Annotated in this window: 10 protein-coding genes; 3 read left to right on the forward strand and 7 right to left on the reverse strand. The window is 73.0% G+C overall.

What is annotated here, in order from left to right; all coding sequences use genetic code 11:
• Positions 1-16: 16 nt before the first annotated feature.
• Genes CFP66_RS44025 through CFP66_RS44040 form a run of 4 tightly spaced genes read right to left on the reverse strand, consistent with a single transcriptional unit; the run spans position 17 to position 4,147 of the window.
• Positions 17-1,069 (reverse strand): aldo/keto reductase, encoded by a 1,053-nt coding sequence (locus CFP66_RS44025; protein ID WP_233160233.1) that lies wholly within the window; start codon positions 1,067-1,069, stop codon positions 17-19.
• The gene (locus CFP66_RS44030; RefSeq protein WP_094931342.1) at positions 1,069-1,926 is read right to left on the reverse strand and encodes an MBL fold metallo-hydrolase; all 858 of its coding nucleotides are present in this window, start codon (positions 1,924-1,926) and stop codon (positions 1,069-1,071) included. Before CFP66_RS44030 ends, CFP66_RS44025 begins: the two co-directional genes overlap by 1 nt.
• Positions 1,923-2,960 carry an aldo/keto reductase gene (locus CFP66_RS44035; protein WP_094931343.1) on the reverse strand — a complete coding sequence of 346 codons (1,038 nt, stop codon included), beginning with the start codon at positions 2,958-2,960 and terminating at the stop codon, positions 1,923-1,925. Before CFP66_RS44035 ends, CFP66_RS44030 begins: the two co-directional genes overlap by 4 nt.
• A complete protein-coding gene (locus CFP66_RS44040; RefSeq protein ID WP_094931344.1) occupies positions 2,957-4,147 on the reverse strand; it encodes a mandelate racemase/muconate lactonizing enzyme family protein in 1,191 nt (396 codons plus the stop codon). The genes CFP66_RS44035 and CFP66_RS44040 overlap by 4 nt, the downstream gene beginning before the upstream one ends.
• Positions 4,148-4,240: 93 nt before the next feature.
• Between CFP66_RS44040 and CFP66_RS44045 the strand changes: the two genes are divergently transcribed.
• On the forward strand, positions 4,241-5,263 hold the full coding sequence (locus tag CFP66_RS44045; RefSeq protein ID WP_094931345.1) for an alcohol dehydrogenase catalytic domain-containing protein: 1,023 nt from the start codon (positions 4,241-4,243) through the stop codon (positions 5,261-5,263).
• A 119-nt stretch (positions 5,264-5,382) separates the two neighbouring features.
• Complete coding sequence (locus CFP66_RS44050; protein WP_094931346.1) at positions 5,383-6,609, forward strand: ROK family transcriptional regulator; 1,227 nt, start codon at positions 5,383-5,385, stop codon at positions 6,607-6,609.
• A 4-nt stretch (positions 6,610-6,613) separates the two neighbouring features.
• On the opposite strand, the gene CFP66_RS44055 is transcribed toward CFP66_RS44050, so the two are convergent.
• The 3 genes from CFP66_RS44055 to CFP66_RS44065 form a co-directional block, all read right to left on the reverse strand.
• Positions 6,614-7,834: an MFS transporter gene (locus CFP66_RS44055; protein WP_198962099.1), complete on the reverse strand. Its 1,221-nt coding sequence runs from the start codon at positions 7,832-7,834 to the stop codon at positions 6,614-6,616.
• Positions 7,835-7,887: 53 nt separating this feature from the next.
• Complete coding sequence (locus CFP66_RS44060; protein WP_094931347.1) at positions 7,888-8,787, reverse strand: NAD(P)-dependent oxidoreductase; 900 nt, start codon at positions 8,785-8,787, stop codon at positions 7,888-7,890.
• Positions 8,788-8,939: 152 nt separating this feature from the next.
• Entirely contained in the window at positions 8,940-10,136 is a 1,197-nt protein-coding gene (locus CFP66_RS44065; protein ID WP_198962100.1) for a hypothetical protein, read from the reverse strand.
• Between the two features lie 683 nt (positions 10,137-10,819).
• Here CFP66_RS44065 and CFP66_RS44070 point away from each other — a divergent pair.
• On the forward strand, positions 10,820-11,640 hold an 821-nt coding region (locus tag CFP66_RS44070), incomplete at its 3' end, for a DUF222 domain-containing protein (RefSeq protein WP_143517604.1).

Below are 11,640 nucleotides of genomic sequence, written 5' to 3' on the forward strand. Positions count from 1 at the left end.
CTACGAGTGCGGGTGATCAGGCCGGCGGCGCTCCCGAGTCCGCGAGCGTGTAGCGCAGGCGGGGGCGGTTCATCTTCAGCTGGTGCCAGTACGGGTAGGGCAGGGGGCGCGCGCTCACCTCGTCCAGCCGGGCCACCTCCTCGGCGGTGAGCTCCCAGGACGCAGCGTCGAGGTTGTCCTGCAGCTGCTCCGGCGTCCGGGCGCCGATGATCACCGACGTGACGCCGGGGCGGCGCAGCAGCCAGTTGATCGCGACCTGCGCGATGCTGACACCGTGCTCGCGCGCGATCCCGTCGAGCACGTCGACGACGTCGAAGCCCTGCTCCGCGTCCATCGTGCCGGTGTCGCCGGTGGTCTCGCGGCGGCTGCCCGCGGGCGGGGCCTCGCCCCTGCGCTGCTTGCCGGTGAGGAAGCCGGCGGCGAGCGGGCTCCAGACGAGCACGCCCACCCCCTGGTCCTGGCTCGCCGGCAGCAGCTCGCGCTCCAGCTCGCGACCGACGAGGCTGTAGTAGGCCTGCAGGGAGACGTACCGCTCCAACCCGCGCCGGTCGGCGGTCGACAGCGCCTTCACCAGGTGCCACGCCGAGTAGTTCGAGCAGCCGATGTAGCGCACCTTGCCCTGGCGCACCAGGTCGTCGAGCGCGCTCAGGGTCTCCTCCATCGGTGTCCGCTCGTCCACGGAGTGCACCTGGTAGAGGTCGATCCAGTCGGTGCCCAGGCGCCGCAGGCTCGCCTCGCAGGCCGCGATGATGTGGTGGCGGGACTGGCCGCGGTCGTTGACGCCCTCGCCCATCGGGCCGTTGAGCTTCGTGGCGACGAGGGCGTCCTGGCGGCGCTTGCCCAGTGCCTGCCCGAGGATCTCCTCCGACAGGCCCTGCGAGTAGACGTCGGCGGTGTCGAAGAAGTCGACCCCGCGCTCGAGGCACATGTCCACCATGCGCGTTGCCTCGTCGACCTGCACGTGCCCCATCGGCGCGTGCCGGCCGGCGCCACCGAACGTCATGGTCCCCATGGTCAGCACCGGCACCTGCAGGCCGCTGGCGCCCAAGAACCGGGTCTCGATGCTCATCAGGCCACTCCTGGTCGTCGCGGCCCGAACCGGCGGACGCCGATCGGGCGGGCCCTGCTCGGAACGAGCACTGCCAGTTCGGGGTGGTCACGTTCGACGAGCGCGACGGCGCGCGAGGGATGGCCCGGGTTGCCCGCGAACATGTCCCAGTGCATCGGGACGAACACCTCGGCGCCCGCCCGCGCGGCCAGGTCGACCGCCTCCTCGGCGGACATGTTGCCGACGATGCCGCGAGCCTCCCGCTCGGCGTCCCGGCCGTTGACCGGAAGCAGCACGACGTGCACGTCCAGCCGGGCGAGCTCGTCGGCGAGCCCGGGGAAGTCGATGCAGTCGCCCGAGTGGTAGATCCGCGTGCCGCCGAGATCGAGGACGTAGCCGAGGAAGCGCGCCGGCCCGCCCGAGTGCTCGGCACCGGTGCCGTAGGCGTCCGTCATGTCGATGCCGTGGTGGGCCGGCAGCGGGTCGACCCGCACCGCGCCGATCGTGACCGGCCGGCCGGGCCGGGCGGGTTCGATCAGCTCCCGGCGGATCCCGAGGGCTTCGAGTTTGCCGGCGACCGGCTCCGGCACCACCCACCGCGCCGTGGATCCGGCCTCGGCGAACGCGCGGGCGACGTCGACGTCGAGGTGGTCGCCGTGCTCGTGGGTCACCAGCACGGCGTCCACACCGACGGCGTCGGCCGCGGGGAACGGCGGTGGCACCTGCCGCGCCCCGGTCGGTGTCAGGTAGGGGTCGACCAGCAGGGTCGCGCCCGCGCCGCGGAGCAGGAACCCGGCCTGCCCCAGCCACCACAGCAGCACCTCGCCGTCGGGCAGTGCTGCGTTCGCGGCGTCGGCGAACGTCCACGGCGCCCTCATGCGGGAATCGGCGCGTCGGGCGTCACCAGGCCCTGGTCCGTCAGCGCCGCCCACAGCCCGGCCGGGATGTCGTGGGCGAAGGCGTCCAGGCAGGACCGCGCCTCGCCGGCGTCCTTCACCCCGGGGATCACGGCGGCGACGGCCGGGTGCCCGAGCGGGAACCGCACCGCCGCCGCGGGCAGCGGCACGCCGAACGACGCGCACACCTCCTGCAGCCGCCGGGCCCGCTCCAGCTCGTCCGGACCGGCGTCGCGGTAGTAGTAGCTCGCCCCCGCCACCGGGCCCGTGGTGAGGACGCCCGAGGCGAACACCTGCCCGATCACCACGCCGGCGCCGCGCTCGGCGCAGCGGTCCAGCTCGGCCAGCCCGCCCTGCTCCATCAACGTGTACGGGCCCGCCACGAGGAACAGGTCCGGGTCGAACCGGTCGAGCCAGTGCGACACCAGCCCGATCTCGTTGATCCCGAACCCGACGCCGCGGATCACGCCCTGCGCCTTGAGGTCCTGCAGGGCCGCCCAGCCCGAGCGCAGCAGGTCGTCGGTGTGGGCGTCCATCCGCGCCTGCGGCCCGAGGTGGCCGGTGTCGAGGTCGTGCACGAGCACCAGGTCGATCGCCGAGACGCCCAGCCGCTGGATCGAGTCCTCGACGGAGCGCAGGACACCGTCGCGGCTGTAGTCGTAGTGCACCTCCCACGTGGCGGGGTCGCCCATCGCGGTCCGCGCCGCAGGCCGCTGCACCGCGCGGGCCGGGCGGATCAGCCGCCCGACCTTCGTGGAGAGCACGAAGCTCTCGTCGCACTTGCCGCCGAGGAAGCGGCCGAGTCGCTGCTCGCTGATCCCGCGCCCGTAGAACGGCGCGGTGTCGTAGTAGCGAACCCCGCCGGCCCACGACGCGTCGAGCGCGGCCGCCGCGTCGTCCTCGGAGTACTCGGCCCGGGGCAGCTTGAGCGCCCCACCGCCGAACCCGAGCGTCGTGACCTCGACGCCGGTACGCCCGACCGTCCGCGTCGCCGGCTGGGAACGATCCGTGTTCATGCGAAGAAGTCCTCGTCCTCGGGGCGCAGGTGCGCCTTCGCGGCCTCCCGGTCGAACTCGATACCGAGGCCCGGCCGGTCCCACACCTCGATGAACCCGTCCACGACGATCTGCTCCGGCAGGCCCGTCACGATCGAGTACCACCAGTCCGGCCTGGCGACCGGGTACTCGAACGCGATGAAGTTGTCCGGGAGCGTGGCGCTCACCTGCACCAGCGCGGCGAGGCCGAACACGCCGTCGAGCACGCCGTGCGGGGCCATCAGGACCCCGTGCAGGTCGGCGTACTCGGCCACCCACTTCAGCTCGGCGATCCCGCCGACGTCACACGGGTCGGGGCCGACCACGCGCACGGCCTGCGTGGAGATCAGGTCCTTGAAGTTCTGCCGCAGGTAGATCTGCTCTCCGGTATGCGTCGGCGTGCTCGTGGCGACGGTGACCTCGCGGTACTGCTCCGCGTGCACCCACGGCACGTAGTCGCCGGTGAGCAGGTCCTCCACCCACATCAGGTTCAACGGCTCCAGCGCCCGCAACAGCCGGATCGCGTCCGGCACGGTGAAACCGGGCCCGGCGTCCAGCGCCAGCCCGACCTCGTCGCCCAGCACGTCCTTCATCGCCTCGACGCACGCGACGATGTGCTTCAGCCCCCGCTCGGTGAGCGGGCCGCGGTTGGGGTGGCGCGGGCCGGTGCGCGGTTCGGCGTAGGAGAAACCGGGCGTGTTCGGGGCCATCGGCCCGTGGTAGCCGACGCCCTCCTTGATCAGCGTGAAGCCCTCGGGCGCAGCCTTCATCGCGGCCATGGCCTCGGCGTAGTCCTCGGGACGGTGGCCGCGCAGCCCCGGCCGCACTCCCCCGTTGTAGACGCGCACGCGGTCGCGCACCTTGCCACCGAGCAGCTTGTACACCGGCAACCCCGCGGCCTTGCCCGCCACGTCCCAGAGGGCGATCTCGATCGCCGACACCGCGCTTCCCCACGGCTTGAACCCGGCGAAGCGACGGATCTTGAGCAGGCAACGCTCGACGTCGGTGGGGTCCTCGCCGACCAGGAAGTCCTTGTACATCTCGACCACCGGGCGCATGTACGGCTTGGACGACTCGATCTCCCCGAAGCCGTCGACGCCCTCGTCGGTCACGATCCGCACGATCGGGCTCTGCCCGATCACCGCGCACCTCAGATCGACGATCTTCATCGGCTCCTCCTCATCGAGGAGCTCAGCCTATGTTAAGTTCGAATACAAAACTAGCCGTTCTCGCCGCCCTCCGGGAACGAGAGGAGACCTCCGGTGCGCGCACTGAGCCTCCGTCGAGCCGGCGAGCTGGTGCTGGACGACGTCCCCGAGCCGTCGCTCGAGGACGGCGAGATCCTCGTCGAGGCGCTGGCGGTCGGCATCTGCGGCACCGATCGCCACATCGTCGCCGCGGGACCCCGGCACCCGCCCGCGGGCCGGAACACCCTCGTCGTCGGCCACGAGTCGTTGGGTCGGGTCCTGGACGCGCCGCCGGGCGCGGGAGTGTCGGCCGGGGATCTCGTCGCGGGGATCGTGCGACGGCCGGACCCGGTGCCCTGCCCGTCCTGCGCAGCAGGACGGTTCGACCTCTGCGAGAACGGCCGCTACACCGAGCGCGGCATCCTCGGCCGGGACGGCTTCGCCTCCGACCGCTACCGGCTCGAGCCCGAGTACGCGGTACGGGTGGATCCCGCCCTCGGCCTGGCCGGCGTGCTCGTCGAGCCCGCCAGCGTGGTCGCGAAGGCGTGGGAGCAGCTGGATCACGTCGCGCGCAGGCCGCGCCGCCGCGTGCTGGTCCTGGGCGCCGGGCCCATCGGCCTGCTCGCCGCCCTGCTCGGCACGCAGCGCGGGCTGGACGTCCACGTCGTGGACCGCGTCGCGCACGGCCCCAAGCGGGAGCAGGCACAGGCGCTGGGAGCGACGTTCCACGCGTCCACCGAGCAGCTGGACGGCGTGTTCGACGCCGTCGTGGAGTGCAGCGGCGCCCTGGTCGCCGAAGCCGTCGCGCACACCGCGCCCGGAGGGGCGGCCTGCCTGGTCGGTGCCGGCGACGTCCGCTCGGCGGGCACGGTGGACCTGGCCGAGCTGTCCCGCGACCTGATCTCCCGGAACAAGATCCTGATGGGGACGGTCAACTCGAACCGCCGCCACTTCGAGGCCGGCCACGACGCGCTGTGCCGTGCCGACCCCGGGTGGGCCGAGGGTCTGCTCACCGATCAGGTGCCGCTGGAAGCCTGGCCCGCAGCGTTCGAGAGCGACCCCAGCGGGATCAAGTCGATCATCCGCATCGGCTCATGACGCCGCCGCACCCGGCACGGCCCGGAGCTCGCCGCTGTGCGACAGTCGCACCTCGGCTCCGACCCCGGGATCGCACGCACGTGGCGGGCCGCGGTCAGCACCGTCCGCAGAGGTGAGCCATGGGCCTGGGAACGGGACGCGACACGATCAGCGTCCGCCGGCACAACCTGCGCACCGTGCTGCGCCACCTGCACCTGTCCGGCCCCAGCACGCGGGTCGAGCTGGGCGGGGTCACCGGGTTGACCCGCAGCGCGGTCGGGGACCTGGTCGCCGAGCTGATCGCGCGCGAGCTCGTCACGGAGTCGGAGTCGGAGACATCCGGCGGCCGACGTGGCCGCCCGTCCCTGCTCGTCGCCCCCCGTGACGACAGGGCCCGCGTTCTCGCCGTCAACATCCGCGCGGACAGCCTGCGCGCCGCGCTCGTGGGCCTCGGCGGCACCGTGTCCGAGGTCAGCGAGGTGCCCCACGACCACGTCCCCGGCGACCCGGGCGCCAGCCTCGACCAGCTCGCGAGCCTGGTCCGCGACCGGCTCGACACGCTCTCCTCCCCGCCCCTCGCGGTGGGGATCTCCGTTCCCGGACTCGTCAGGGCCACCGACGGCTCCGTCGCGCTCGCCCCGCTCCTGGGCTGGCGCGACCTGCCGCTGGCCGAGGAACTGCACCGGCGCGTCGACGTGGACGTCCCGCTGGTCACCGCCAACGAGAGCAACCTCAGCGCGCTCGCCGAGCACCTGCGCGGGGCCGGCCGCGCGCACGACCACATGATCTACCTGTACGCCGAGCTCGGCGTGGGAGGCGGCTTCATCGTGGACGGCCGGCTCCTGCTGGGCGGCCACCCCGGCTACGGCGGAGAAGTCGGCCACATGGTGCTCGATCCCGGCGGGCAGCCCTGCTACTGCGGGGGCCACGGCTGCTGGGAGACCCAGGTGGCCGCCGATGCGGTGCTCCGGCACGCCGGGGTCAGCGCCCACGGTGCCTCCGGTCGCCGCACCGCGCTCGCCGAACTGCTGGCCCGCGCGGACCGCCACGATCCGCACGCGCACGCGGCGCTCGCGGCGCTCGTCCCCCCGCTCGGCGCCGGCATCGCCACCCTGCTCTCGCTCTTCAACCCGGAGCGGGTCATCCTCGGCGGCCTGTTCGCCCACCTGCTGCAGCACTTCGAACCCGCGCTCCGGGACGTCGTCGAGCACCACCGCCCCACGCTGACGAACCGGTCCCTGGACATCGTCCCCGCTCAGCTCGGCGGCAAGGCTCCGCTACTGGGCGCGGGCGAAGCGGCCATCGACGCCTTCCTCGCGGCCTTCGCGACCACCCGGGCAGGACATCTCCGGGAGGGCGTCCTCTGACCCGTCAGGCGATGTGGTCCTGTGGGTCGCGCACCAGCATGATCCCCGCGAGCAACCCGAGCGGCAGGACGATCATCGCGAGCAACAGCGGCCGGTAGGACCCCACCGCCTGGTGCCCGACGGCCAGCAGCACAGGCCCGAGCGCCGAGGCCACGACGGCGACCGTGTGCACGATGCCGCGGATCTCCCCGATGCTGCCCGTGCCGAAGTAGCGCGGCAGCGAGGCCGCCTCCACGGTGCGGAAGCTGTTGCCCGCGGCACCGAGGGCGACCCCGTAGAACACGGCACCCCACCCCGGTCCGACGTAGCCGCCGGCGACGAGCGTCACGATGAGCAGCAGCATCGAGCCGATCATCACCGGCCGCGGCGAGTAGCGGTCGAGCAGCGGCCCGATCAGCAGAGTGGCGGCCAGGCCGGCCAGCATCTGGGGCAGGAAGGTCGCGGCCGCCTCCGCCGACGTCAGACCGCGTTCGCCCAGGACGTCCACCTGGTGGAAGGTCAGCGCGGTTCCGACCAGCGACAGCACCCCGATGCCGCCGGACAGCACCCAGAACATGGGCACCCGCAAGGCCGCCCGCGCGGATCCCGGCGCGCCCGCCGCCGTCACGGAGGCGCCCGCCTCGGGCTCGCTGCGCCGCCGCCGCGGGACGCCGAACAACGCGATCGGCAGGATCACCACCCAGACCGCGATGCCCTGCACGAGCCAGGCCGTGCGGAAACCGTGCTCGGCGACCAGGGCCTCGAGCCCGATCGGCACGAGCGAGATCCCGGCCGAACCGACCGCGGTGACGATCCCGATCGCCGTGCCCAACCGCCGCTGCACGTGGTAGGCGACCAGCGTGGTGGCCACCAGGGTGAGCGCGCCCTGGCCGGCGAAGCGGATGCCCACGAACCCGGCGGTGAGCCCGACGAGTCCGCTCACCGTCGAGAGCGCCAGCAGGACCGCGCCGAACACCGCACCGACCACGAGCAGCACGGGCCGGGCACCGCGCCGGTCCATCGCCCGCCCGACGAGAGGCAGCGCCGCCGAGCCGGGGACCGTCCCGATCAGGTAGGCGGTCGAGATCAGCGTGCGGCTCACCCCGAGCTCCGCGACCAGCGGACCGATGAACACCGACACCGCGGCGGTCTGCCCCGGTGCCGTCAAGACGTAGATGACGGCGCCCGCGGTGGTGACTCGGGCATCGGCCCACGACGACGTGGTCGTCCCGGGTGGAGGGGACACGGGTACGTCCTTCCCGGCGCTCGGGCACTCGCCCGGCGCGGATACGCGTTCGATCAGGCTCTGCCCGCGGGTCCCGCGCTCGCGCCGTCCGCCCGCTCGCCGTCCGCCCGCTCGTCGTCCGACAGGGCGGGGTGCTCGTCACGGGCGTCCCAGCCGAGCACCGCGAGCCCGGCTCCCGTCGCGTAGAAGCCGGCATCCCCCGGAAGCGGGGTGGTCAGCGGCACGTCCGGGTACCAGCGCCGGGCCAGCTCCTCCGAGGGCGTGCCGCTGGCGGTCCTGGTCGCGACGACGTTGCAGACCGCGTGTCCCGGCGCCCGGCGGTGCAGCGCGAGCAGGCACGCAGCGGCGGCCGAGTCGAGCGAGGTCCAGCCCCACAGCTCGCCGCGGCGACGCTCGTCGTCGCACCGCTCCCGGGCCTCGGCGTGGTCCTCGCACAGCGCGTGCAGCCGCAGCGCGGTGAACGCGACCTCCGGCCTGCGCCGCGCGAACGCGGCGGACTGCTGCTCGAGGATCCACTTCGAGAGGCTGTAGGAGTCCTCGCAGTAGGACGCGTGCTCCTCCGTCACCGGGAAGGCGTCGTAGCGCGCGGCGGCGCTGAACACGCCCCCGATCGCGTTGATGCTCGACGCCAGGCACACCGCGCCTGCACCGTGCTCCTCGGCCGCCACCAGCACGTGGTGCGTGCCGTCCACGTTCGTCCGGGTCACCAGCGGTTCCGGGTAGCGGGGATGGATGAGCGCGCCGAGGTGGACCACGCCCTGCGCCCCGGCGAGCGCGGCGCGCACCTGCTCCAGATCGGTGACGTCCGCCGAACGCCACTCCACACCGTCGACCTGCTGGCCCTCGAGCGCGGCCGGCAGGTCGGCGGCGATCACCTCGTGGCCGGCGTCCAGGGCGCGGGCGACGACACGTCTGCCGAGCCTGCCCGCCGCGCCCGTGACCGCGATACGCATCCTCAGCTCCCGCGGCGGTGCGTCGACTCTTCGATGTCGTCCCCCCAGGTCGCGATTGCCCGTCCGCTCAACTTAGGTTAAGTCCGGCTACAAAACAACGTTCGAGCTGGTGACCCGGTCCCTGCGTCGCGCCCTCGCGAAACGATGTGCCGTCAGGCCGGCGCGGCGACGAGCGCGTGGCTGCCGGAGACCGCCAGGACCGGACCGGGCAGCGGGATCCGCACCGGTGTGAGCGCCGAGCCCGCGGCGTAGCGGCCGATCGCGGCCCCGGAACCCCACGCCCAGAGGCCGCCGTCGGCGTCGACGGCGTAGCCGGTGAGGCCGGTGGCCCCGATCCACCGCGCAGGTGGCAGGTCCGCGACCCGGGTGGGAACGGCCGAGACGTGGTCACCCGCCTGCCCGTCACCGAGCGCGCCCGCAGCGCCGCGACCCCAGGCCCACACGCCCCCGTGCCGGTCCCGCGCGTAGGCGACGTCCGAGCCCCCGGCGACCTGGACGACGTCCACGAGCCCGGCCACCTCGACCGGCCGGCCGGTCTGGCCACCGGTGGGCGTCACGCCCAGCAGGCCGTGCGCGTTGTTGCCCCACGCGCAGACACCGCCCTCGGCGGACGCAGCCACCACGGCACCCCCTGCGGACGCGAGCGAGACGACACCGGAGACACCGTCGACGGTCGTCAGCGACGTGTCGGCCCGATCGCCCAGCACGTCGGTGAGGTTGATGCCCCATCCGGCCACGGTTCCGTCGGTGCGCAGCGCGAGGGCCGTCAGGGCACCCGGGGCGATCGCGTGCACCCCCGTCAGGCCGTCGACCGGGCGCGGCGACCCGACGTGGTCACGAACGCTGTCCCGCGTCCCACCGTGGGCGAGCAACCCCTCCCCCCAGGCCAGCACCGTGCCGTCGGCGCGCACGACGAACGCCGCCGACCCGACGACGTGCACGGAGCGCGCATCGCTGATCCCGGGAACCTGCTGGGGGGCCGGGGCGCTGTGCCGGGCGAGCTCGCCGTCGCCGAGGCTGCCCAGGTGCCCGAGTCCGTAGACCCACACGGTGCCGTCGGCGCGGACCGCGTAGGTCGTGAACCCGGAACTCGCGAGCGACACGACATCGCTCCACCCGGGGACGACCTCCGGCCCGGCCCCACCGATCCCCGCACCGCCTTCCTGCGCGGCCGCGAAGTGCGGTTTCCAGGCGTACACGGTGCCCGACACCGGCTCGACGGGTTGCGGAGCGCCGGCGCCGGCGCGGCACGGTGGCGCGAGGAGGACGGCCCGGTCGGCGGCGGAGCAGCCGGCGAGGCCGAGCACGGCGGCGACCACGGTGACGAGACGACGGGATGCGCGGATCACGACGGGAAGCGTGCCCGCCGCACCCGACTCGCGGATCCGTAGTTCCACCCGGGTCCGCCACCACCCCCGACACGGCTGCTCGTGGCCGTGCGGAGCCGGTTGCCCAATCGGTCAGGCCCGCACCGCGGTCCTGAGTCGATCACGGGCATGCGGCCGGTCGATCTCCGATCACGACCATTCGCCCATGACCGGCGCCGCGGGTCGGAGGCCAGGCCGCAGTGATCGATCCGATCAGTACCTGAGGGCGGGCGCTGCGACAATTGCGTACTTGTCGGGGTGATCACGGCCTGGTGATCGGTCCGAGCAGTGCGTGGGTGCTGTCGCGGCGACATCAGGTGCTTCTCGCAGCGATCATCGTCTGACATCCGCCGGTCCGATTCCGTGCTCCACGGGCAGCAACCAGCAACCGATACTGCAGATCTCGGTGGGTCGGCGGGAGGGTCTCGCAGACGTGGCTACTGCTGTGCGCCGATCATCTCCGCGGCTCGCGCGCCGGCTCGCGGTCATGATCGCCAAGAATGGCGTGAGGGCGTCAGATCTGTCGCCCCCACACCACTTTCGCCGATCATGTCCGCCCGTCTCATGATCAGGTGGACGGTGAGCGCGCAACGTTCACTATTGCAAATAGTGGACCACCCGAACAGACCCATGCCATCGAACACCTGTTCGACTAAACTTGAGGCATGTCCGCAGTCACCGCCGCATACGAACACCTCCAAGAGGCGTTCGACGCATTCCGGCAGGCCGCGGAAAACCCCCTGACCTCAGACGCGGAACTGCTGTCGGTACTCACCATCGGTGAAGGCATGTCCCGACAACACGACCACCTCACCGTCTCCACCACCGCCGCGCTGCAACGGCGCGGCACCTTCGCCGAACGCGGCTACCGCAAACCCGAAGGCGCACTCACCGACCTTCTGGGCTGCGACTCCTACGAAGCCCGCCGCCGCGTCGTGGCCGCCGAGCAGGCGTGCGAACAGATCGGGATCGACGGCACCGTGCTCCCCGCCCGCCTGCCCGCCACAGGGAAGGCGTTCGCCGCCGGACACGCAGGCCTGCGCCACGTCGAAGTCATCGCCGCCCTGCTCAACACCCCCGAGGCCGGGCGGATCACCGACTGGCAACGGGCGGGGTTGGAAGAGCAGCTGGCCGGTATGGCCGGCGAGTACTCGCCCGGGCAACTACGCAAGCTGGGCACCCAGCTCCTGGAGGCGCTCGACGGCGACGGCCCCGAGCCTGATGACAACCCGCCGGAGCCGGTCAACCGGCTGCAGGTCCGCAAGCGTCGCGACGGGTCGGGCGGCACGATCAGCGGGCAGTTCGACGATCCGGCGATGTTCGACGCGATCGCCACCGTGATCGACGCCAAGGCGAAGCCTCTCGGCCGCGATGATCAACGATCGACGGGGCAGCGTCAGGCCGAGGCCCTCGCGGATGCGTGTGGGTTCGTCCTCGCCCATGCCGACCACGCCACCCTGCCCGACGCCGGTGGCCGGCGGCCGCA

The sequence above is a fragment of the Pseudonocardia sp. MH-G8 genome, assembly GCF_002262885.1.
GTDB lineage: Bacteria > Actinomycetota > Actinomycetes > Mycobacteriales > Pseudonocardiaceae > Pseudonocardia.